This is a genomic window from Pseudofrankia sp. EUN1h, from assembly GCF_001854645.1.
GTDB classification, from domain to species: Bacteria; Actinomycetota; Actinomycetes; order Frankiales; family Frankiaceae; genus Pseudofrankia; species Pseudofrankia saprophytica.
In genome coordinates, this window is the sequence record NZ_MBLN01000048.1 from 226,206 (window position 1) to 249,995 (window position 23,790).

The window sequence follows — 23,790 nt, forward strand, 5'->3', positions numbered from 1 at the left end:
TGACCTTGCGGCGACCGTTCCGGCTGCCCACTCTCGGTCCAGCTGGAGTCGAACTCGACGTCGATGGCCGGCAGCCGCCCGGGGCGCACAGGGTCGCCTTCTGCCGACATATGCGGCGGCCCACCAGGAGCCGGCCTTCGCCAGCGGCYGTGGTGGGCCCTACCGGAACGGGCATGCTGCCTGTCAGTCAACCTAACGGACATGCCRGCCGGGAGACAGCACTTGTTCAACTGATTTTCCCGGGGATGGCCGGCCGTGCCCGACCGTAGGCAAGCGCAGCCTACGGTCGGCTCTGACTCAACCAGAACCCATCGAGTTCTCCCGGCACCAGCGATCCGGCGCGGCCACCGGCCGCGCGGCCCGATGGACCGGGCGCAACGCGCCCTTCGTTCAGGGGGTGAATTCCCCGGCCGCCGTGAGCGCGAACCAGTAGTGGCCGTGGCCGGGCAGGGTGAGCAGGTAGGGAAGCTCGCCGATCGGCGGGAAATGCACGCGGCCGAGCAGCTCCACCGGGACCATTCCCTCGAATCTCCGCAGGTCCAGCTCGACCGGCTGGGCGAACCGGGAGAGGTTCGCGACGCACAGCACCCGGTCGTCGCCGAGGGTGCGCACATAGGCGAACACGGACGGGTTCGACGCGGCCAGTTCCTCGAAGCCGCCGAGGCCGAAGACATGGTGCCGCTTGCGCACCTCGATCATCCGCTTCGTCCAGGCCAGGAACGACGTGGACAGCCGCTGCCCCGCCTCGACGTTGAGGCCCTGGTAGCCGTAGACCGGGTCCATGATCGGTGGGAGGTAAAGCCGCGCCGGGTCGGCCTTCGAAAAGCCGCCATTGCGGTCCGGCGACCACTGCATCGGGGTACGCACACCGTCCCGGTCGCCCAGGTAGATGTTGTCGCCCATGCCGATCTCGTCGCCGTAGTAGATCACCGGGGAGCCGGGCAGCGAGAGCAGCAGCGAGGTGAACAGCTCCATCTGGTCGCGGCTGTTGTCCAGCAGCGGGGCGAGCCGACGGCGAATGCCGATGTTCGCCTTCATACGCGGGTCCTTCGCGTACTCGGTGTACATGTAGTCGCGCTCTTCGTCGGTCACCATCTCCAGGGTGAGCTCGTCGTGGTTGCGCAGGAAGATGCCCCACTGGCAGTTCGGCGGGATCGCCGGCGTCTGCGCGAGGATCTCGGAGATCGGGTAGCGCGACTCGCGGCGCACCGCCATGAAGATGCGCGGCATCAGCGGGAAGTGGAACGCCATGTGGCACTCGTCGTCGTTGCCGAAGTACTGCACGACGTCCGACGGCCACTGGTTCGCCTCGGCGAGCATGACCCGGTCCGCGTACTTGGCGTCGATCTCCTTGCGGACCCGGCGCAGGTAGTCGTGGGTCTCCGGCAGGTTCTCGCCGTTCGTCCCGTCCCGCACGTACAGGTAGGGCACCGCGTCGAGGCGGAACCCGTCGATCCCCAGGTCCAGCCAGAAGCGCAGGACCTCCAGCATGGCGTCCTGGACGTCGGGGTTGTCGAAGTTCAGGTCCGGCTGGTGGGCGAAGAACCGGTGCCAGTAGTACTGGCCGCGCACCGGGTCCCACGTCCAGTTGGACTTCTCCGTGTCGACGAAGATGATCCGGGCGTCCGGGTACCGGTCGTCGGTGTCCGACCAGACGTAGAAGTCGCCGTAAGGGCCCGCCGGGTCCGCCCGCGACGCCTGGAACCAGGGGTGCTGGTCGGACGTGTGGTTCATCACCAGGTCGGCGATGATCCGGATGCCCCGCCTGTGCGCCTGGTCGACCAGCTCGACGAAGTCCCCGAGGTCTCCGAACTCCGGCAGGATCTGGAAGTAGTCGGAGATGTCGTAGCCGCCGTCCTTCAGGGGCGACTCGTAGATGGGCAGCAGCCAGAGGCAGTCGACGCCGAGCCACTGCAGATAGTCCAGCTTGCTGATGAGCCCGCGGATGTCACCGGTGCCGTCGCCGTTGGAGTCGGCGAAGCCCCGGATCAGCACCTCGTAGAAGACCGCCCGCTTGTACCAGAGGGGGTCGCTCGAAAGCCGGTCGCCGAGCAGCGGCTCGGCGCCGGTCTCCGGGCCGGCCCCCGCCTCCCCGTCGCCAGTCACGAGCGTCGCGCCAGCGTCAGCACATGTGCCGGCTCGACGAACGGGTCGAGCCTGACGTAGTTCTCCCTGCCCCACGTGTAGGTGGCACCGGTGATCTCGTCCCGGACGTCGAAGGTGTCCCACCACTCGAGGCCGAGGGCGGGCATGTCAAGTCGCACGGTCGTCTCCCGGGCAGCATGCGGGTCGAGGTTGACGACGACTAGCACGACGTCGGCGTCCGGTCCGGTCCCGGATCGTTTCGAGTACACGATGATCTCGTCGCCGTCCGCATGGTGGAGATGCAGGTTGCTCAGCCAGTGCAGCGCCGGGTGGGCACGCCGGACGGCGTTGAGCCTGCGCAGGTAAGGCGCGAGCGACGCCCCGGCGCGTTCGGCGCCGGCCCAGTCGCGCGGGCGGTACTGGTACTTCTCCGAGTCGAGGTACTCCTCGCTGCCCGGCCGTACCGGCACGCGCTCGTAGAGCTCGTACCCGGCGTACACGCCCCAGGTGGGGGAGAGGGTCGCCGCCAGCGCCGCGCGGATTTTGAACGCCGCCGGGCCGCCGTGCTGCAGGTACTCGCTCAGGATGTCCGGKGTGTTCACGAAGAAGTTGGGCCGCATGTAGTACGCGCCCTCGACGAGTTCGCGGGCGTACTCCTCGAGCTCCCACTTCGCATTGCGCCAGGTGAAATAGGTGTACGACTGGGTGAATCCCACCTTCGCCAGCGTCTGCATCATCGCCGRCCGGGTGAAGGCCTCGGCGAGGAAGAGCACGTCCGGCTCCGTCGCCTTCACCTCGCGTATGAGCCACTCCCAGAACTCCACCGGCTTCGTGTGCGGGTTGTCCACCCGGAATATACGCACACCATGCGCGGTCCAGTGCCGGACCACCCGCAGAATCTCCTGGTAGATACCCGCCGGATCCATGTCGAAGTTAAGCGGATATATGTCCTGGTACTTCTTCGGCGGGTTCTCGGCGTACGCGATCGAACCGTCGGAGCGCACCGTGAACCATTCCGGGTGCCGTTTGGCCCACGGGTGGTCGGGAGCGCACTGGAGCGCCAGGTCGAGCGCCACCTCCATGCCCAGCGAGCGGGCCCGCGCGACGAACTCGTCGAAGTCCTCGAGCGTCCCCAGGTCGGGGTGCACGGCGTCGTGGCCGCCGTGCTCGCTGCCGATCGCCCAGGGCGAGCCCGGGTCGTCCGGCCCGGGGACGAGGGTGTTGTTCGGACCCTTGCGGTTCACCTCGCCGATCGGGTGGATCGGCGGCAGGTAGACCACGTCGAAGCCCATCTCGGCGACCGCGGGCAGCCGCTCCGCCGCGCTGCGGAAGGTGCCCGAGCGGGGCGGGTCCAGCGAGGCGCCCTCAGACCGGGGGAAGAGCTCGTACCAGCTCCCATAGAGCGCGCGCTCGCGGTCCACCCAGACCCGGTGCAGCGGCGAGCGGGTCACCAGCTCCCGCATCGGGTAGCGGGCCAGCAGGTCGGTGAGCTCCGGGTCACACGCCGGGTCGATACGTGCATAGGGGTCGTCGACGGAGTCGTCCCGCAGCGCCGCGGCGGCGCGCGCGACAGCCGCCCGGTCGCTTTCGGGTACTCCGGGCAGCGCGCGCAGCAGCAGGCGCGCACCGTCCTCGAAGTCGACGGCGAGCTCGTCGGTGGTCTGCCCGGCACCCACTTTCAGCTCGATGCCGTGCACCCAGGTCGCGACGGGATCTGCCCACGCCTCGATCCGGAAGCCCCACAGCCCCTGCGCGGTGACGGTGAGATCGGCTTCATAACGATCGGTTCCGGCCGCGACGAGCCGCATCCGAGTGAACGGTGCGCCGAGCCCGTCTGGGCCGGACAGCACCGCGTTCACCCCGATGAGGTCGTGACCTTCCCGAAACACGGTAGCGCCTACGGTGATGGTTTCGCCGATCACCGCGCGCGAGGGCCAACGGCCACACGAGACGGCCGGGGTGACGTCGGAGATGACGACCCGGCCTACTGAACGTCCGATCATCACATCGACCTTATCCAGGCGGACCACGCCCCAATGATCCGCCTCCCAGATGGCAAATGGCGACACCCCAACGTGAACTGCGTGAGACCACCGGATGCCCCAATGTGGTGGGCCGGGAGGGCGTACCCTGGGTGCGTTCGCGCCAAGGGGTCGGTCGGCCCGTGCTTGATGTTCCCAGGTTGGGCCRACGAAACCGCGTATCTGCCACCAGATGTGCGCAGCGCTCGCCCGAAGTCGCCGCCCTCACGGCCATCCMCGCCCACCACGGCCTCGTCGCCGCTGGTCAGGCCCCGAGCCGCCGCGAATCGCCCCAGGCCGATGGCACGTTCGGGTAGCTGTGTTTCTGGTTCGCTCCGTGCGGGCACGGCGYTCCGGCCCCGTACTCGCTTCGCTCCCACGGGACCTCCGCGCCGCGGGGTTCCTGCCGGATCGGCGGAGCTTGCGGAGTCGATCTGGGAGGTCCRCCTCCTCCGCTCACGTGCGCTGCGGCGACCTCCGCTGCGGCACCCCTACGTCGCTTCGCTCGTAGGGATGCCTCCGCGGAGGCGGGCCTCCGCGCCGCGTGGTCACTTACCGCTGATCGTCACCAACCCGAAACCTCAGCGCTCATGTGGGCACTTCGCTTCGCTTGTGGGCGGGCCTCCGCGCCGCGTGGTCACTTACCGCTGATCGTCACCAACCCGAAACCTCAGCGCTCATGTGGGCACTTCGCTTCGCTTGTGGGCGGGCCTCCGCGCCGCGTGGTCACTTACCGCTGATCGTCACCAACCCGAAACCTCAGCGCTCATGTAGGCACTTCGCTTCGCTCGTGGGCGGCCTCCGTGGAGGCGGGCTCCGCGCCAGAGCGGTCACCTTGCGTTGGGACGTCACTAACCGAAACCACCGTGTTCATATGGGTACTTCGCTGCGCTCGTGGGGCGGTCTTCGCGCCTGATGGGTATGGATTGCTCGACGATCACCGTGTTAGGCACTCCACGAGCGCAGCGAAGTGGCCCTACGGATGGGACTGCTTCGGATGGGTGACGTTAAGCGGCGGGTGACCGTGCGGCGCGGAGGCGCGCCTCCGCGGAGGCCCGGCCACGGAGCGAAGCGAACGTGGTTGGGCCGCAGCGGAGGTCGCCGGAGCGCACGTGAGCGCAGGAGGCGGACCTGCCAGATCGACTCCGCAAGCTCCGCCGATCCGGCAGGAACCCCGCGGCCCGGAGGTAGCCCGCGAGCCGCCAGGCGAGCGGGCTGCCGGAGGGCCGTGCCCGGACGGAGCGAACCAGAGACACAGCACGCCGCCCGGACGGAGCGAACCAGGCAACAACCTTCTGCCCCGGCCCCGATCCCCCAACGGAGCGAACCACCAATTCGGCGCGCCGCCCGCGCTGGGAACTTCCGGGCCGCCATCATTCGTATGGCTCATAGAGGTCCCGGTGGATGCCGCCCAAGCGGGCGAGCGTCTGGTCTGCCCACCTATGGGCATAGGCTGTCGATCACACTGGCAGCGAGCCGGGGCTAGGGTGCTCGGGGCGCCGAAGCCCCGTCCGCACGGACAGCGGGAGGAAACACAGTGGGAGTCAGCCTCAGCAAGGGTGGCAACGTCTCGTTGTCGAAGGAGGCGCCTGGTCTCACGAGCATGATCGTCGGCCTCGGCTGGGACGCTCGGACGACGACCGGGAGCGACTTCGACCTGGACGCGAGCGCGATCGCCTGCCGCGCCGACGGCCGGGTGCTCTCCGACCAGTACTTCATCTTCTTCAACAACCTGAAGAGCCCGGACGGCGCGATCGAGCACCAGGGCGACAACCTCACCGGCGAGGGTGAGGGTGACGACGAGCAGGTGAAGGTGAACCTCGCCAACCTGCCGGCGGAAATCGACAAGATTGTCTTCCCGGTGTCGATCTACGACGCCGAGGCGCGTCAGCAGAGCTTCGGCCAGGTGCGCAACGCCTTCATCCGGATCGTCAACGACCTCGGCGGTGCCGAGATCGCTCGCTACGACCTGTCCGAGGACGCGTCGACCGAGACCGCCATGATCTTCGGTGAGGTCTACCGGCACGGCAGCGACTGGAAGTTCCGCGCGGTCGGCCAGGGCTACGCGACCGGCCTGCGCGGCATCGCGCAGGACTACGGCGTCAACGTCTGAGCGAACGTCTGAGCACCTGGCCTTCCGGTTCCTGCCGGATCATCTTCGCTGATCCGGCAGGAACCAGGTCTTTCAGGGCTCTCGGACCACCGAGCTGAGCGTCATCCGGGTGGTCGCCCGCGTCCATGGCACGGTGGCGCACGGTGGCGGATAGCAGTCCGAGGGTGGCGGTCCTGGCTGGGATCGTGATTGTTGGCGTCGTGTCGCCCGCTTGTCACCTTTGTCCTCCGTGGTGCTGGCTACGATGCCGAGAGCCGCGCAGGTACCACGAGCGTGTCGAAGGTCGTTCGGCCCGTGGCCCAGCTCGCCGGAGCCACTCGGCGCCGCCAGGCGCGGGCGGAGGACCGGGCGCTCGGGGCGGCGCGACAGACGGCGGCGCCAGTGACGGCGGTGCGGCGGACTCCGGCGGACCGGAGCCGCAGTGCCAGGTGCCCGCCGGCCACCTTCCTCAACCGGTCCGCGGAGGTGCTGGTACTGGTGCACATCTTGCGGATCTTCGGCTGGTCCTTCGCGATAACCGCCGTGGTCATCGCGGCGGCCGGAGTGCTCGGCGGCTGGCACGCCGCCGCGATCGTGGCGATCCTCGCGGTCCTGGAGATCAGCCTGTCGTTCGACAACGCGGTGATCAACGCGACCATCCTGGGCCGGATGAGCCCCGTCTGGCAGCGGCTCTTCCTTACCGTGGGTGTGCTCATCGCCGTCTTCGGGATGCGGCTGATCTTCCCGATCGTCGTGGTCGCGCTCACCGCGCATCTTGGGCCGATACAGGTCATCGACCTGGCGGTCAACTCGGACAAGGTGAGTGACGGGTTCACCTATGCCGGCCATCTGCACAACGCCCACCCGGCGATCGCGGCCTTCGGCGGCATCTTCCTTTTCATGATCTTCCTRGACTTCATGTTCGACCCCGAGCGCGAGGTCCAGTGGCTGCGCTGGATCGAGGAGCCGCTGCGCAAGGCCGGCCAGCTCGACGTCATTCCCGTGGTGCTCGGGCTGGTCGCGCTGCTCGTCGTCGGCGAGGCGTTCTCCGACGGCCATACCGAGCAGGTCCTCGTCGCCGGGCTCGCGGGCCTCGCGACCTATCTGGGTGTGCGCGGCCTTGGTGAGTTCTTCGAGGCGCAGGGGATCGGGGCCGAGGAGGAGGACGGCGACGCGGAGCCGGGCGCTGTCGCGGCCACCGGTGCCCCGCGCGGCGGCGTGGTCCAGGCGACGGGGAAGGCGGCCTTCTTCCTCTTCCTCTACCTCGAGGTCCTGGACGCGTCGTTCTCGTTCGACGGCGTCGTCGGCGCGTTCGCCATCTCGCAGAACATCTTCATCATCGCCGCCGGCCTGGGCATCGGCGCGATGTACATCCGGTCGCTCACCGTCTACCTGGTGCGGCAGGGAACRCTGTCGGAGTACGTGTTCCTGGAGCACGGTGCTCACTACGCGATCGGCGCGCTCGCCGTCATTCTCGCCGTGTCGATCGAGACCGAGGTTCCCGAGATCGTCACCGGGCTGATCGGTGTCGCCTTCATCGGTATCGCCCTGCTGTCGTCGATGCGACACCGCAACGCGAACCGTGACGAAGGCGACGAGGCTGGCGAGCAGGAGGCGCCGGAACCGGTCGGCGCCAAGTCCTGACCGCGTACGACCCGGGGCCGCGCGCGAAGGCGGCCAACGGTCAAACGGTAAGGCCATCCGCGGTCCTCTAGCCGGCGGCTGGTGCCGTGCCCGTGCACGGCCCGGCCGCGCGGCCGGGAGGAAGTCCCTCCCGGCCGGGCCGTGATGGCGGTACTCCACACCTTCTACCGCTGTGCAGAATGGTTGACGGGGTCGTCGGGCCGGTGCTGGCCGGAAGGTCCGCGTTGGGGCCGCCCCCGGTCCTCCCGATCCGACGGGCCGTCGCGGACGACACCGCAAAGGAGCGGACATGGCAATTGACTACTCGAAGCGTCCGAGCGACACGCCTGGCGCGGCGCCCGGCGTGTCCCTGAGCAAGGTCACCCTCACCAAGTCCGCTCCCTCCGTATCGCTCTCCAAGCAGGGCGGCGGCGGGCGGTTGCACGTCAACCTCAACTGGAACACGGGCTCCGCCCCCCAGAAGGGCGGATTCCTCAAGCGCGTGCTCGGCGCGAACAACGGGATCGACCTCGACCTCGCCGCCATGTTCGAGCTGTCCAACGGCCAGTCCGGCGTGGTCCAGGCCCTGGGCAACAGCTTCGGGTCGTTCGACGCGCCGCCCTTCGTCGTGCTGGACGCCGACGACCGCACGGGTGCGGCGACCGGCGGTGAGAACCTCTACGTCAACCTCGCGCAGGCGGCCAACATCCGCCGGGTCCTGATCTTCGCCTTCATCTACGAGGGCGTCGCGTCCTTCGATCAGGCCGACGCGGTCGTGACGCTGACCCCGGCACAGGGCGCGCCGATCGAGGTCCGCCTCGACGAGCAGGCCGGCGGCAACCGGATGTGCGCGATCGCGCTGCTCACCAACAACGGCGCCGGCGACTTCACCGTCAGCCGGGAGGTCCGGTACGTCGGTGGCCACCGCCAGCTGGACGCCCTCTACAACTGGGGCCTGAACTGGACTCCGGGCCGCAAGTGACCGAGCCGCACTCCCGTCGCCGCCGCGAGCGGTCCGGCCGCTGGTTCCCCGGGCTGGACCCAGTCGGGCCGTCCGGGCAGGGCCAGGGCGCCGGGCCGGACGACGGCGACGTGGCGGGGCTCCCCGGGCTGGGGAGCCCCAGCGGCTCACCGACGACGCTGCCGATCATGTCGACGTCCGACGGGGGGCGCGGCAAGCCCGCGGCCGGGAGCGCTGTCGACATCTCCAACCCGATCTCCGACCCGCGGGGCATGCCGGGCCGGACCGGTGGGGCCCTCGACGGCCGGCCGCCCTTCGAGGCGGGGTCCTACGACAGCTACGACCGAGGCGACGAGCCGTCGGGTGGTGGCCCGGACTGGGGCGCGCCGCCCCAGCGGCCTCTCACCCCTCCGGGTGGCGAGCGGGTGGCCGGGGGGATGCCGGCCGGGCTCGCGGTGGGTCCGCCGACCCCGCCGGGCGGGGCCGTCGGCGACCTGGCCGGGCAGCTGGCCGCGCTCGCCCGCCGGGTAGACGAGCTCGCCCGGCTGCGCCGGCATGACGTCGAGCTGGTCGACCGGCTGCACGAGGAGAACACCCGGCTGCGCCAGGGCGAGCTGACCGAGGCGATGGCCCCGCTGCTGCGCGGCCTGATCAGGCTGCACGACCAGATGTCGAGCCTCGGCGCGGACGACCCGCAGAGCGTGGCGGGAATTCTGCGCAAGCAGCTCCTGCAGGTGCTCGACATCGCCGCCGATGTGCGGCCCTACATCGCCGTGCCGGGCAGTCAGTTCGATCCGACGCGCCACCTCGCGCTGCGCGGCATCGGCACCGACGAGCCCGCGCGTGACCGCACCATCGCCCGCGGCGTGCGGCCTGGCTTCGTGCGTGGCACCTCGACCGTGCTCCGCCCCGCCGAGGCCGAGGTCTACCGCCACAGATAGGGGTTGGTGACGGGTGGCTCGGTCGCGCTAGGTACAAAGGACGGAATAGGCGGGTCGACGACCGTAGGGGACGCGGCGCGCCAGAAGGGACGGTGGCGGCGTGGCGGAGGGCAACGGCGCCCGGGRCGCCAAGGTCTTCGGGATCGACCTGGGCACGACGTACTCGTGTATAGCCCGGCTGGATGAGTACGGCCGGCCGGACGTGATCCGCAACATCGAGTCGCAGCCGACCACTCCGTCGGTGGTGCTGTTCGACGAGGGCGCCGACAGCCAGGTCTCGTTCGTGGTCGGCACGCAGGCCAAGCGGCAGCTGCGGATCCGGCCGGACGACGTGGCCAGCCTGGTCAAGCGGCACATGGGCACGTCCGACTGGCGGTTCGTCGCGCACGGCGTCGAGTACACGGCGGCAGCCGTCTCCAGCCTCGTGCTCAAGGCGCTGGTCGGCGACGCCGAGCGAGCCACCGGCGGTCCGGTGACCGACGTCGTCATCACCGTGCCCGCCTACTTCGGCGACGAGGAGCGCAAGGCGACCAAGCTGGCGGGCGAGCTCGCCGGGCTGAACGTCGTCGACATCATCAACGAGCCGACCGCCGCCGCGTTCGCGTACGGGTTCGCCCAGGACGGCGCGGCGGAGTCGACCGTCCTCGTCTACGACCTCGGCGGTGGCACCTTCGACACGACGGTGATCCGGCTGCGCGAGGGCGGCATCACGGTCGTGGCCACGGACGGCGACCACGAGCTCGGCGGCGCCGACTGGGACCTGGAGCTGGTCCGCCATCTCGCCCGCCGGTTCGTGGAGGCGCAGCCCGAGGCCGGCGACCCGCTGGACGACGTCTACGACGAGCAGGAGCTGCTCACGTCCGCGGAGGACACCAAGCTCGCGCTGTCGGGCCGGGAGAGCGTCGACGTGCTCGTGGTGCACGGCGGCCGGCGCACCAGCGTGCAGCTGACCAGGGCGGCGTTCGAGGACCTCACCAAGCCGCTGCTCGACCGCACCGTCGAGCTCACCCGCTCGGTCCTGGACCGGGCCAGGGAGAAGGGTGTCGAGAAGATCGACACCTGCCTGCTCGTCGGCGGCATGAGCAAGTCGCCGGCGGTCGCGCGGCGGCTCGCGGAGGAGTTCGGCCTGGTCTGCAAGCTGGTCGACCCGGATCTCGCCGTCGCCAAGGGCGCCGCGGTCTACGGCCAGAAGAAGGCCCTGGAACGTGCCGTCCACGACGACCTGGTCAAGGCGGGGCGGATCGGGGCCGACGACGATCTCACCGCGGCCTCGGACGCCGACATCGCCGCGGCGGCGGCCGAGCGGGCGGGGGAGGTGGGCCTGCCGGCGGCGGCGGTCGCCGGCCTCGTGCGCACCACCGTCACCAACGTCACGTCGCGCGGCTTCGGGATCTTCGCCGAAGACCGGGGCCGGCCGGTGGCGGCGTTCCTCGCTCACCAGAACGACCCGTTGCCGATCTCGGTGACCAGGACCTTCTATACCGTCACCGACGACCAGACCGAGGTCGACATCCGCGTCTTCGAGCAGGGCACCGCGGTCGCGTCGCCCGTCATCGAGGACAACAAGGTCATCGTCGCCGACGCGCTGCGCGGCATTCCGTCCGGCCATTCCAGGGGCACACCTGTCGAGGTGAGCTTCGTGATGGGCCGCGACCAGACGATCGAGGTGCGCGCCACCCACCCGGGTACCCCGGAGCCGCTGGTGCTGCGGGTCACCGCCGGCGTGGGCAGCGAGGCGCTGCGCACCGCCGAGGCCGAGAAGGTCGGCAAGCTCATCGAGCGCCGCGAGTAGTCCCCGTCCCGCCGCCGAGTCAGGTCGACGCCGGGGCAGAGCCGGTGCCGGTCCCAGGACGCGAAACGGGGATGCGAGGCCGGCCTGCCCCGCGCGTCCGGATCATGCACCCGGATCGGCGCGTCCGGATCCGTGCGCCCGATGGGTGTGGCGTCCGGATCGGTGCGGCGTCCGTTCCTCGATGTCCGATCAAGACCGGAATGGCGGGTGAGGCGGCGTCCGAGTGGGGTTGGTGCGGCTGGCCCGATTCGGGGTCGACGCCTGGAAACCCGTTGTATCGGCGGCTCGGGCCGGTCCGTAACCTGGGTGGCGTATGGATCTGGCGGCTGGGGAGGCCGACCTGGCGTCGTCGTGTGATGCCGCCTGGTCGGTGGTGACGGCGCGATCACGAGATCCCGTCCGTGAACGGCTGCCCGTTCGGTTCTGACGGTGGTGGATGTACGGGCGGCTGGCGCTCGCTCGCTCGGCACGGCGTTTACATGAGGTGAGGCGTGAGCGCGGCGTTTGACGGCAGCGGCTACCGCCAGCGGGTGCTGGCGGTGCTGCGCGCGCGCTCCCCGCTGCGGCTCGACGACCCGTTCTTCGTCGCGGACCTCGATCCCGAGGGCGGCGACACCGACGCCGAGGTGCAGGCGCGGCTCGCCCGGGTGCTCGCGTTCCTGCAGCGGGAGCGCAGCTCGGCGAAGTACGCCACGCTCGCCGCCGAGCTGGTCCGCCGCCGGGCGGAGTGGGAGGCGCCGCTGCGCGACGCCGAGGCGCGGGAACGGACGCGCCAGCGCGTCGTCGAGGCCCGCCGCGACGGCGACACCGAGCGGCTGGCCAAGGTCGACGGCTACCTGGCCACGGTGCGCGAGCGGTTCGGCGGCATCCCGGTCTCCAGGGTCGAGGGCCTGCGACGGCTCGCCGCCCAGGCCGGGGTGGCCGGCGAGCGCTTCGAGGTGCGCCTCGCCAGGGAGCGGCTCATCGACGACGCCGCCGGGGTGGGCGTCGCGCCGCTGCCCGCCGACGCGCGTGGCCAGATCCGGGACCGGCTCGACGAGCTGCGGGCACTGCGCCGCGGGGACCACGCCTCGACCGCCTCGCTGTGGGCCTTCCTCGGGGTGGCGCCGGACGGCCCGCCGGCCCGGCTCGTGGCCGCCTACGAGGCGGTCGCGGCGGTGAACGCCCGCCGGCCGCACGACCGGGAGAAGACGGTCACCGCGGACCTGCTCGCCCTGGTCCGCGGCCGGCTGCTCGAGGGTGATCCAGCCGCCTACACCGCCGGCCTGCTCGCCGACGCGGCCGACGAGCTGCGCGCCGCCGTGGAGGAGCACGTCCTGCTGGACGGCGAGATCACCGCGGTCGCCTTCGAAGGCCTGATGCGCCGGGCGCTGGGCGCCGGCCGCGGCCTGTCCGCGGCCCAGGTCAGGTCGGTCGTGCTGGGCCTCGCCCGCGACCTGGGCGTCCCGGTGAGCACCGGCGCGACGGTCGACTTCGTCGTCTGCCCGGGCTGCGGGCGCCCGGAGCCTGTCGGCGAGGTCCGGGTCTGCCGATACTGCGACACCGATCTCTACATCGTCTGCCCCACCTGCGGGCGGCTTACCGAGGCGGCCGCCGTCGTCTGCCGGCAGTGCGGGCAGAGCGTGCGCCAGTCCAGGGACGCGACCGAGGCGCTCGCCGCGATCCGCCGCGCGCTCGACGACGGCCGGCCGGCCGAGGCGGCCGAGGCGGTCGGCCGGGCGCGGCCAGCGCTCGCCGCGGTCGGCGCTCCCGCCGTCGCCGCCGGCGACGAGCTGGCCGCGCGCGTGGCGGCGGCCCTCGCCGCCGCCGACGCCGGCTGGCGAGCGCTCGCGGACGACCGCGGCGCCGGGCGGGCCGAGGCGGCGCTGGATCGGGCCCGGTGGCTGGTCGCGCAGGCGGCCGACGTGCCCGGCCCGGACGGCCGGGTCGCCGCCGAGGTCCTCGAAGAGCTGACCATGGCGCAGGCGATGATCCGCCGGCGGGTGGACGCGGCGCTCGCGCTGCCGCCGGCGGCGCGGGAGGCGGCGCTCGTCGCCGTGCTGGCGAGCGCGTCCGACAGCCCGGAGGCCCTCGCGGCGCTGGCCGCTCTCCCGCTCGCGGCGCCGGTCGACCTGCTCGTGGCGCCGGCGGGGAGTGCTTCCCCGGGTGCCAGCGGGGCGGTGCTGCTGCGCTGGCGGACCGCCGACACGGCCACGCCGGTGTCGTTCCGGGTGGACCGGGTGGTCGCCGGGACGCTCGGCGCCCCGCCGGCCCGCTTCGCTCTGGGCACCACCACCGCCACGGAGCTGACCGACGCCGGCGCGCCCGCCTGGACGCCGGTGTACTACGAGGTGACGGCGGTCTCCGGCAGCCGCTACTCGCCGGTTGCGCGGACCGTGCCGGTGGTCCTCAGCCGGGACGTCGAGGGGCTTCGAGCCCAGCAGACCGCGGACGGCGTCCGGCTGACATGGCGGTTGGAGGGCCCCGTTCAACTGGTGACCGTCGAGCGGGCGGTCGAGGCGATCGATCCGGTCGACCCGATGGAGGCCCTCGACGACGGGGCCGCCGGGCCGCMCACCTCGGGGCTCGCGCTGCCCACCGGTGATGCTCGCGACGTGGACCGCTCGGTCCGGCACACGCGGGTCAGCGGCGGGGTGCTGACCGATCCGGACGTGCAGCCAGGTGTCACCTACCGGTACCGGCTCTCGGTGGAGTACGTCGAGGCGGACGGCTCGCCCGCCCGCACACCGGGCGTGGAGGCCTCGGTCGCGGTGGCGCTGCGGCCCCGGCCGGTCCTCGACCTGTCGGTCGCGTTCGCGGCCGGCGAGACCATGCTGCGCTGGACGGCGCTGCCCGGGTCGGACGTCCGGATCTACGCCACGCCGGGCGTGCTGCCGGACACGATGGCGCCGTCCGGCGGCCGGTACCCGACGCAGCCATCCGCGGCGGCCGGTCCGTTGGGCCAGGAGAACGCCGACCTGGCGCTGGGTACCGCCACGGGCCCCGCTCGCCTCGTCGGCGCGAGCCGCCGCGGCCGGCTGCTGGACTCGGCCGCGGCCGGGCCGGTGATCTACACCCCGGTCAGCGTGCTCGGTGGCCGGGGCGTCGTCGGCCGGCCGGTCCAGCATGTGGCCCCCGGCGGGGTCACGGAGCTGCGTGCCGAGGACCGGGGCGACGAGCTGGTGCTGTTCTTCCGGCTCGCGCCGGGGCTCACCGAGGCCAGGGTGCTGTGGCGGCGCGACCGGATGCCGACCAGCCCGGACGACCCCGCGGCCTCGGCGGCGACGGTGACCACCGCGGGTCTGGCTCTGCGCGGTGGCGGCTGGCGGCTCGCCGCGCCGCGTGACGGCTGGCCGTACTACGTGTCCTGCTTCCCGGTGTTCCGCGTGAACGGCCAGCCGCGCGCCGCGGCCGCCGGCGCCGAGCTGCTCGCCAGGGCGCCCGCCGCACCGCATCCGGCCGGCCTCGCCGGTACGGGGCCGATGGTCGTGCCGGCGGCCCCGGCCGCGCCGGAGCCGTCCTATCTCACGCCGCTGCCGCCCGGTCCGCCCACCGGGGCGCTGCCGACGCCCACCGGGGCCTTTCCGGTGCCGTCTCCCGTCGGCGCCGCGCTGCCCGTGCCGCCCGCGACCTCGGCGCTGCCGGTGGTACCGGCGCATGGTCACGCGGCGCAGCACCCCGACGCGATGCCAGCCCCCGGCCCGGCGCTGGCCGCGGGGATGCCTCCCGGTCCGCCCCGTCCCGGTGGGGCGCCGCATGCGCCCGCCATGCAGCAGGCGGCCAGCGCGCAGTTTGGGTCACCCTCGGGAGCGGCGCCGAGGTCGCCGTCCGCGCCGATGCCGCCCGCGCCGCTCCAGGCGTCCGCGCCGTCCCAGGCCGCGACGCCGTCCATGCCGCCGCCTGCCGCGATGTCGTCGGCGGGGATGCCGGGTCCGCCTCTGCCCGGGCCGCCGCCGCCCGTGTCGCTGTGGGGAGCGGGGCCGGGGTCGGCTCCGCATCCCGGGCTGGGGGGGCCGGCTGGGTCGCGGGGCCCGGCGGCGCCCGCCGGGCCGCTGCCGCCGATGGTGAACCCGCCGACCGCGGGCGCCGGGCTACCCGTCGTGCCGAGGCCGGGGGCACAGACCCAGCCCGGCCAGGAGCCCCCCCGGCCACCGGCACCGTCGCCCCAGTCGCCCCCGCCCTCGTCAACGCCCGAGGCGGGCGGGTGGCCGGGCGCGGCGGGCTGGGCGAGCCCGCCAGCTCCGGCTCAGGGCCCGCCAGCCTCGGCTCAGGGCCCGGCGGGCCCGGCCACCCTTCCGCCGTGGATTCCCGCGGCTCCGGCGGACACGGCTGGCCTGGACGGGCACTTTCCGGCGCTCGCCCTGCCCGCCTGGCATCCGCCCGCGAACGGCCCGGCGCCGGGCCCGCGGCCCGGGTGGACGTTGCCGGCGATGCACGGCGGCCTGTTCGCCCCGGCCGGCCCGGACGGCCAGCAAGGTGACGGTGCCGGGTCGTCGAGTCGCGGCGAGTACCAGGACAATCTGGCCGTCTCGCCGCCGGCCGAGCTCACGGACCCCGCCACCGCGCCGCCGGCCGCCGGCCATCCCGGCGACGAGTTCGACGACGGTGTGGAGATGGCCGCGGAACCCGACGAGGACGCGGACGACGATCTGGCCGACGAGCCGCCCGAGGGCGGCTCGGGGGAGCCCTGGGTCGCCTACTCGGTGGCGCGGGCCGGCTGGCGGCGGCGCGTCCTGCGGGTCAGGGTCCGCAGCGGGGGCGCCGTGCCCGAGCTGGTGCTCGTCGCCCGCCCCGGGACCCTTCCGCCAGCCGAGCTCGCCGAGGGTCAGGCGCTCGCCCGGCTCGCGCCGTCGACCGAGCGGGGCACCCGGACGATGGAGGTCCGTCTCGACGGTGCTCTGTTGCCCTGGGGCATCAGGGTGCTGCCTGTGACCGACGGCACGGAGGACCCGGTCGTGGTGGAGCATCCAGCGGACGACGCGCTCGTGGTGGGCTAAGGGCCTTCACCGCGTCAGCGTCGACGCGCTGGCCGAGGACCGCTGGCCGAGGACCGCTGGTCCGTGTCCCCTGCCAGCAGAGCCCGCCGGCAGGGGCCGCCGACCAGCGGGCCGGTCGGCGGGCGTGCTCCTTGAGTGGGGGTACCAACGGCCTAGTCGTTGTGTCCTGGTAGATCGAATGTAGGTCGCGCGGCGTTCTCTGGCGGCGGTTGGCGCCTATTTGTCGGAATCGCGACGCACATGCGGACAGGCGTCCCAGAATGTCCGGAAGTGTTTCCCGGTGGGCGCTGTCGCTGGCCTCGGCGCGGCGATTACCATGCATCTGATCAAGTAATGCCGTGTATCCGAGGGTGCGCCGGTATTCGGCACGTCGTCCAGGGCACGGTGGCGGGCGCCGTTTGGGAGGGCCGTTACGGCCACTCCGGAGGGGACGGAGCCGCGCGCCGCCGCCCCCGACGTGCGCCGACACCTCCCGGATGCTTCACGCCCACGGCGGAAGGACGGGCCGGCCCACGCGGTCGCCGACTCGCCCGCCACAACCGAAAGGCAGCGCGTCCGCATGGCCTTGGCAGACAACGGCCGCCCGTCCCCTCCGGCGAGCCGTCCGGTTCAGCGAGCCGTCGATTTCATGCCCGCCGTGTCGGCGGGCGGACCCATCCGGCGTCCCTACCGTCGGCGGCGCTCCCGCCGACGCGCGCTCGCCGCGCTGGCGAGCCTGTTCGCCGTCGCGTTGCTGGCGGTGCTGGTGCCCGGCGTGACGGCCGCCTCGGCGGCCACCACGCCGGCGGAGACCACGCCGGCGGCCACGCCGTCAGCGGCCGCGACGCCGCTCGACCAGGGCGGGCAGAGCAGCGCCGTGCCCGGCGTGCCGGCGCTGGCGATCGTGCTGTTCGACACCGACATCGTGCTCGTCGGGGGTCGGGGCTTCCTGCCCTCCCAAGACGTGAAGATCGACGCCGTCACCGACCAGCTCGGCGGCTCCGCCACCATGAAGACCGGCGGCGAGGGTCGTTTCCTGCTCGGGTTCCAGGTGCCGGCCGGCTTCGCCGGAAACGTGTCGGTGACCGCCTCGCAGGGCGAGCGGAAGGCCACCGGCCAGCTGGCCGTGGGTGAGCCGGTGCCGGCTCCGACGGTCACGCCATCGACCGCTCCCGCCCCCCAGGCGCCGGCGGACACGAGCAAGCTGGACACCGCCGGCAAGCTGTCCGGCCTTCCGTGGATGTCGGGCGTCCACCCGGCGAACGAGATGCAGCCCTACCTGGACTTTGGCAGCTGGCGAGGCCGGCAGGTCGACCTCGCCCATGTGTTCACGGTCCGTGAGCAGGGTTGGGACCCGATCGTCGAGCCGAGCTGGCCGGTCAACGACTTCGCCAACTTCCCCGGCAAGCTGGTGATCAGCCAGCCGTTGTACCCGGAGGGGGTCGGCAACAACGCGGAGTGCGCGACCGGGGCCTACAACGATCAGTGGAAGCGGTTCGGCACCTTCCTGGTGAACCACAACCGTGGCGACTCGATCGTGCGGATCGGCTGGGAGTTCAACGGCGACTTCATGTACTGGCACGTCGACGCCGACCCGACGAACTGGGTGAAGTGCTTCCAGAACGTCGCCACCGCGATCCGGTCCACCGACCCGAACATAAAGATCGACTGGACCTTCAACGCGCACAACTCGCCGGTCCCGAACGGGGGCACGCCCTGGCCGGCCTACCCGGGTGACGAGTACGTCGACTACATCGGGATCGACCCGTACGACATGTTCCCGCCGTCGCCCGACGAGGCCACGTTCGACCGGCAGTGCAACGACCCGAACGGGCTCTGCTACGCGGCCAAGATGGCCAGGGACCACGGCAAGAAGCTCTCCGTCGGTGAGTGGGGCGTCACGTCCTGCTCCGGTAACCCCGGCGGCGACAACCCGCTCTACATCAAGAAGATGTGGGAGACGTTCGTCGCGAACAAGGACGTCATGGGCTACGAGTCCTACTACGACGACCCGATGCCGGGGAACGTCTGCTCCACGATCCTGAACGGTGGGCAGAACCCCAACTCGGCCGCCGAGTACAAGAAGCTCTGGGACGGCGGGGTCTAGCCGCCGTTCCGCTCCGCGAGCCGGCCCGTCCGCGACGGGCCGGCTCGCGGGGTTCTGGCGGAGGCGCGGGGGGCTGTGACGGGATCGCGCCGTCGCGGAAAGTAGCCATTGATGATCGATGTGTTGTGGCGGAGGGCGGCTGGGCGCATGCCGATCGGGTCCGTAACCGGTTGAACCGGCCCGGTATGGAACGTGGGCATTACGGACAAATGTCTGAAAGGCGTCAGTAGGACGTTTCCCAGCGATCTACCCCTTCTGGAAGGTACGGTCCGACGCGTCGGACGTTCTCGCAGGTCCGGCGGCGCGTGAGCGCGTCCCGGCGGGCAGTCGCCGAGCCGCGCGCCCAGAGGCGAGGCCCGTCGAGATAGAAGGAGCCGCTGCGGTGCGACACTTCGCCTTCCTCGACTCGGCGGTCAGTGGTGCGTTGTTCCATCTGCCGCCGACCGAGATCGCCCGGGACGGCGACCGCCGGATGGTCGCGACGGCGCTCGGCGCGACGCTGTACGCCCCCGGGACCCGGCCGCGGCTCGCGGACGACGTGCGCCGGCAGGCGGCGGCCGGCGTCGCCTCGATGGTGCTCTGCCTCGAGGACGCGGTGGCCGACCACGAGGTGGCGGCGGCGCAGGCCAACGTGGTGCGCGCCCTCAACGAGCTGGGCGACGAGCCGCCGAGCGTCGGTGGCGACTCCGGCCTGCTGTTCGTGCGGGTGCGCGCGGCCGAGCAGATCCCCGCGCTGGTGGCCGGGCTCTCACCGGCGGCGGCGGACGTGCTCGCCGGCTTCGTGCTGCCGAAGTTCGTCGAGGACAGCGGCGAGCTGGCGCTCGAGGCGGTGCTGCGGGCCGGCGACACGATCGGCCGTCCCCTGTGGGCCATGCCCGTGCTGGAAAGCCCCGAGGTCATCTACCGGGAGACCCGGCTGGACACGCTGCGTGGGGTGCGCCGTCTCGTCGACAAGCACGCCGACCATGTGCTGGCGGTGCGGCTGGGCGCCACCGACCTGTCCGGGCTCTACGGGCTGCGCCGCGACCGCGACCTGACCATCTACGACATAGCCGTGGTGCGGGACTGCATCGCCGACATCGTCAACGTCTGCGCGCGCGGTGGTGACCACGTCGTCACCGGGCCGGTCTGGGAGTACTTCGCCCAGYCCGAGCGGCTGTTCCTCAGCACCCTGCGGGTCACCCCGTTCGCCACGGCGGACCTCGCGGACTCGGACGTCCAGGGCCCCGCGCTGCGCCAGGATCTCGTCTCCGCCGACCTCGACCGCCTGATCAAGGAAGTCGTGCTGGACAAGGCGAACGGCCTGATCGGCAAGACCGTCATCCATCCCAGTCACGTCTCCGCCGTCCACGCCCTCTACGTCGTCACCCACGAGGAGTACGAGGACGCGCAGATAGTGCTCGCCGGCGATGCGGGCGGCGTCCAGCCCAGCCGTTACGCGAACAAGATGAACGAGCTGCGCCCGCACCGGATCTGGGCGCAGACGGTGACCAGGCGCGCCGCCGCCTTCGGAGTGCTTCGCGAGGGTCACACCTTCGTCGACGTGCTCGCGGCCAGCCAGACGGTCGCGGCTTGATGCCGCCGGTACCCGCCGACCTGGCGGCCGGGTCTCCCGTGGAGGAGTGGCTGCCGGCCGGGGGCGGCGGGGACGACGACGGCTGGCTGTGGGAGGCGCTGGGCCTCGCGGCCGAGGTGACCGAGGACGTCACCGGCGCCGGGCTGCGCGCCGTCGTGGGCCTGGCGCTGCGGCGCAACCCGCGCCGGGCGCACCTGCTGGTAAGCCGGGTGCTCGGCAAGCACCTGCCGGTCCCGGCCGAGGTCGCCCTCGGCGCCGCCGCCGCGCTCGCCGCCAGGGCGCGCGACATCTCGGCCGTCGGCCGCGCCGGCGACGCGCCGTTCGTCCTCGGCTACTGCGAGACGGCGACCGCCCTCGGGCACGCGGTGGCCGACGGCTTCGCCGGCGCCGACTACCTGCACACCACGCGCCGCGCGGTCGCCGGGATGCGCTCCGAGCTGGAGCTCGCCGAGGCGCACTCGCACGCCGTGCACCACTGGCTGCTGCCCGCCGACCCGCGGCTGCTGACCGACCCCCGCCCGCTGCTGCTCGTCGACGACGAGCTGTCCACCGGCAACACGGCGCTCGGCACCATCCGGGCGATGCACGCGCTCGCCTGGCGCCCCGCCTACACGGTGGCCACGCTGCTGGACGCGCGGCCGGCGGCGGCGCGGGCGCGCTTCGACGAGCTGGCGGCCGAGCTGGGCGTGCCCGTCGACGTGGTCTCGCTCGTGTCCGCGACCGTCGCGGTGCCGCCCGACGTGGCAGACCGGGCCCGGGCGCTGCGCGAACGCCATGGCGCGCCTGAGCGCGGTGAGCCTGAACGCGGTGGGCCTGAGCGTGACGCGCCTGGACACCTCGCGGCGGCACCGCCGGGCCCGCCAGGACCGGTGACGTGGCTGCGCCCGCCTTGGCCGGCCCAGCTGCCCGACGGCGGGCGGCATGGCTGGGCGCCGCGCCATCGGGGACTGCTCGACCAGACGGTCGGAGAGGTGGCCGCCGCGATCGCGGACCGGCTGGCAGAGCCGGGCGGGCGGACGCTCGTGCTGGGGACGGAGGAGCTCATGTACACCCCGATGCGGCTTGCCGCGGCGCTCGGCCGGGCGACCGGCGGCGACGTGCGCTACCAGTCGACCACCCGCTCACCGGTGCACCCGCTCGACGTGCCCGGCTACGCGATCCGGTGCGCGCTGGAGTTCCCGGCGCCGGACGACCCCGGCCGCGTCAGCCAGGTCTACAACGTCGCGCCCGGCCGCTACGACGACATCGTCGTGGTCGTCGACGACGGCACCGACGACGGCGCCGGCGCGCAGGGGGCGRCACGGCCCGCCGGCCTGGTCGAGGCGCTGCGGCGCTGCGCGCCGGTCACCGTCGTCACGCTGCCGTCCTTCGTACCGGCGGCCGCCCGATGACCGCCAGCACCTCGACGACGCCCGCCGCCGGCTGGCCCGCGGCCGGCCCGGTCCCACCGGACGCGCTGCCCGGCGCCGGCCTGCCCGGCACGATCGGCTCCGGCTCCTACCACCCCGCGGACGTCACGTTCCTGCTCAAGGACCTCTCCGCCGTCGCCCTCGAGCGGCCCACCGAGGACCGTGAGGAGGACATGCAGCGCGGCCGGCACTACTCGGAGGACCTGCCGGTCGAGTACCAGCCGGACGAGGGCTACCTGGCGCTCTACCGCCAGGCCCTGGAGCGCTCGGCGACCCGGGTGGCGCTCGCCGCCGGCCTGGTCTCCGAGCTGGTCCGGGTCGCCAAGCCCGCGCCGGTGCTGGTCTCGATCGCCCGGGCCGGCACGCCGATCGGCATCCTGATGCGCCGCTGGTACGCCTTCCGCTACGGCCTCGACGTGCCGCACTACGCGATTTCGGTGATCAAGGACAGGGGGGTCGACCTCAACGCGGTCCGCCACCTCACCGACCGCCACGACCCGGCCGCGCTGCAGTTCGTCGACGGCTGGACGGGCAAGGGCGTGATGACCCGGGTGCTCACCGAGACAGTCGTCCCGCTAGGCCTCGACGACACCCTGGCGGTGCTCGCGGACCCCGCCAGGTGCGTGCCGCTCTACGGCACCCGCGACGACTTCCTCATCCCCAGCGCCTGCCTGAACTCCACGGTCAGTGGGCTGGTCAGCCGGACGGTGCTGAACGCCGAGCACATCGGCCCCGACGACTTCCACGGCGCGAAGTACTACCGCGAGCTGGAACCGCACGATCTGTCCCGCCACTTCGTCGAGACGGTCGTCGCCCGGTTCGCCGACGTCGCCGACGAGGTCGCCGAGACCTGGCCGCGGCTGTGGGCCGGCGACCGGACGCCGACCTGGGAGGGCTGGGCCGCCGTCGAGCGGATCGCGCAGCGGTACGACATCCCCGACGTGGCGATGGTGAAGCCGGGCGTCGGCGAGGCGACCCGGGTGCTGCTGCGCCGGGTGCCGTGGCGGGTGCTGATCGCCCCGGGCCGGGCCGACGAGCTCGCGCACGTGCTGGCCCTCGCCGAGGCGCGCGGGGTGCCGGTCGAGGAGATGCCCGGCCTGCCGTTCTCCTGCGTCGGCCTCGTCCGCCCGGTACGCGCCGACGGGGAGACCCCGGAGTTCCACACCCCGCAGTCCCGGTACCGCCCGGCCACCGAAGCTGGCCAGTGACGCTCCCGGAGGCCGCGGCCGGCGAGGCCGCGCCGGCGCCGCGGTGGCTGGTGGCGTGCGACCTCGACCAGACGCTGATCTTCTCGCGGCGCTCGTTCCGGCTGCCCGAGGGCGCCGCCGAGCCGCCCCTGGTCACCGTCGAGCACCTCGACGGCGAACCGGCGGCGTTCATGACCGAGGCGGCGTTCGCCAGCGTCGCCGAGCTCGCCGGCCGCGCCGTGCTGGTGCCGGTGACGACCCGCACGCTCGGCCAGTACCGCCGGGTCGACCTCGGGGTCGCGCCGGCCTACGCCGTCGCGGCGAACGGCGGTCACCTGCTCGTCGACGGCGAACCCGACCCGGCCTGGGCCGCCACGGTGGCGGAGAGGCTGCGCGCCGGGGCGCCGCTCGCCGCGATGCTCGACGTCGCCGGGCGGCTCGCCACCGGTGGCTGGTGCCGGCTGACCAGGGTCGCCGACGACGTGTTCGTCTACCTGGTCGCCTACGACCGCGACGGCATCCCCGACCTCACCGAGGTGACCGCCGAGGTCGAGGCCGAAGGCTGGACCGTCTCCGTGCAGGGCCGCAAGGTCTACCTCGTCCCGGCCGCGCTCACCAAGCAGGCCGCGCTCGCCGAGGTGGCCCGCCGCGCCGGCGCCGACCGGGTCGCCGCCGCCGGCGACTCGCTGCTGGACGCCCCGATGCTGCTCGCGGCCGACACCGCCGTCCGCCCCGCCCACGGCGAGCTCCACGACCGCGACTGGACCGCCCCCAACCTGCACGTCACGGCGGCGCCCGGTCTCCTCGCCGGCGAGGAGCTGCTCGCCCACCTCGCTGGCCTCGTCGACGGTCTCCCCGCCCTACCCGTGCCCCAGCCATGACCGCTTGCCGCGCGGGTGGTACCGCCTGGCACCGTGTTGGTCCGCCGTCGACCGGACCTGTGCCGCTGGCCGCCTGGCCCGTGCCGCCCGGCGCACTGGCGATCGACGCGACGTTCACCGCCGTGGTAGAGACGGACCGGGCCGGAACGGGCGGTCCGAC

Annotated in this window: 13 protein-coding genes; 11 read left to right on the forward strand and 2 right to left on the reverse strand. The window is 72.7% G+C overall.

All coding sequences use genetic code 11. The features are described from left to right. Positions 1-390: 390 nt before the first annotated feature. Both treS and BCD49_RS14700 read right to left on the reverse strand, forming a co-directional pair. Positions 391-2,106 carry a maltose alpha-D-glucosyltransferase gene (treS, locus tag BCD49_RS14695; protein ID WP_007514760.1) on the reverse strand — a complete coding sequence of 572 codons (1,716 nt, stop codon included), beginning with the start codon at positions 2,104-2,106 and terminating at the stop codon, positions 391-393. After that, positions 2,103-4,088 carry an alpha-1,4-glucan--maltose-1-phosphate maltosyltransferase gene (locus tag BCD49_RS14700; protein ID WP_198939438.1) on the reverse strand — a complete coding sequence of 662 codons (1,986 nt, stop codon included), beginning with the start codon at positions 4,086-4,088 and terminating at the stop codon, positions 2,103-2,105. Before BCD49_RS14700 ends, treS begins: the two co-directional genes overlap by 4 nt. Positions 4,089-5,643: 1,555 nt before the next feature. Here BCD49_RS14700 and BCD49_RS14705 point away from each other — a divergent pair. The 11 genes from BCD49_RS14705 to BCD49_RS14755 all read left to right on the forward strand — a co-directional run bounded on the left by BCD49_RS14705 (position 5,644) and on the right by BCD49_RS14755 (position 23,630). Continuing rightward, on the forward strand, positions 5,644-6,219 hold the full coding sequence (locus BCD49_RS14705) for a TerD family protein (RefSeq protein ID WP_007520242.1): 576 nt from the start codon (positions 5,644-5,646) through the stop codon (positions 6,217-6,219). A gap of 477 nt (positions 6,220-6,696) precedes the next feature. After that, positions 6,697-7,842 carry a DUF475 domain-containing protein gene (locus tag BCD49_RS14710; RefSeq protein ID WP_035927421.1) on the forward strand — a complete coding sequence of 382 codons (1,146 nt, stop codon included), beginning with the start codon at positions 6,697-6,699 and terminating at the stop codon, positions 7,840-7,842. Between the two features lie 289 nt (positions 7,843-8,131). Further along, on the forward strand, positions 8,132-8,803 hold the full coding sequence (locus BCD49_RS14715) for a TerD family protein (RefSeq protein WP_007520238.1): 672 nt from the start codon (positions 8,132-8,134) through the stop codon (positions 8,801-8,803). Further along, positions 8,800-9,723 (forward strand): hypothetical protein, encoded by a 924-nt coding sequence (locus BCD49_RS14720; protein ID WP_007520237.1) that lies wholly within the window; start codon positions 8,800-8,802, stop codon positions 9,721-9,723. Before BCD49_RS14715 ends, BCD49_RS14720 begins: the two co-directional genes overlap by 4 nt. A 100-nt stretch (positions 9,724-9,823) precedes the next feature. Then, positions 9,824-11,515, forward strand: a complete 1,692-nt coding sequence (locus BCD49_RS14725; protein ID WP_071041574.1) for an Hsp70 family protein — start codon at positions 9,824-9,826, stop codon at positions 11,513-11,515. A gap of 491 nt (positions 11,516-12,006) precedes the next feature. Then, on the forward strand, positions 12,007-16,491 hold the full coding sequence (locus BCD49_RS14730) for a hypothetical protein (RefSeq protein ID WP_071041575.1): 4,485 nt from the start codon (positions 12,007-12,009) through the stop codon (positions 16,489-16,491). A gap of 628 nt (positions 16,492-17,119) precedes the next feature. Next, positions 17,120-18,577 carry a glycoside hydrolase family 26 protein gene (locus BCD49_RS14735; protein ID WP_007517935.1) on the forward strand — a complete coding sequence of 486 codons (1,458 nt, stop codon included), beginning with the start codon at positions 17,120-17,122 and terminating at the stop codon, positions 18,575-18,577. A 382-nt stretch (positions 18,578-18,959) separates the two neighbouring features. After that, the gene (locus BCD49_RS14740) at positions 18,960-20,153 is read left to right on the forward strand and encodes an HpcH/HpaI aldolase/citrate lyase family protein (RefSeq protein ID WP_071041576.1); all 1,194 of its coding nucleotides are present in this window, start codon (positions 18,960-18,962) and stop codon (positions 20,151-20,153) included. After that, entirely contained in the window at positions 20,153-21,544 is a 1,392-nt protein-coding gene (locus BCD49_RS14745) for a phosphoribosyltransferase family protein (protein ID WP_083401456.1), read from the forward strand. The genes BCD49_RS14740 and BCD49_RS14745 overlap by 1 nt, the downstream gene beginning before the upstream one ends. Further along, entirely contained in the window at positions 21,541-22,770 is a 1,230-nt protein-coding gene (locus BCD49_RS14750) for a cysteine protease StiP family protein (RefSeq protein WP_007517932.1), read from the forward strand. Before BCD49_RS14745 ends, BCD49_RS14750 begins: the two co-directional genes overlap by 4 nt. After that, positions 22,767-23,630 carry a hypothetical protein gene (locus BCD49_RS14755; RefSeq protein ID WP_007517931.1) on the forward strand — a complete coding sequence of 288 codons (864 nt, stop codon included), beginning with the start codon at positions 22,767-22,769 and terminating at the stop codon, positions 23,628-23,630. Before BCD49_RS14750 ends, BCD49_RS14755 begins: the two co-directional genes overlap by 4 nt. Positions 23,631-23,790: the final 160 nt, after the last annotated feature.

Bases quoted from the DNA above. Each gene is read 5' to 3' on its own strand.
- BCD49_RS14715 (WP_007520238.1), top strand. From the start codon at position 8,132: ATGGCAATTGACTACTCGAAGCGTCCGAGCGACACGCCTGGCGCGGCG.
- BCD49_RS14735 (WP_007517935.1), top strand. From the start codon at position 17,120: ATGCCCGCCGTGTCGGCGGGCGGACCCATCCGGCGTCCCTACCGTCGG.
- BCD49_RS14750 (WP_007517932.1), top strand. From the start codon at position 21,541: ATGACCGCCAGCACCTCGACGACGCCCGCCGCCGGCTGGCCCGCGGCC.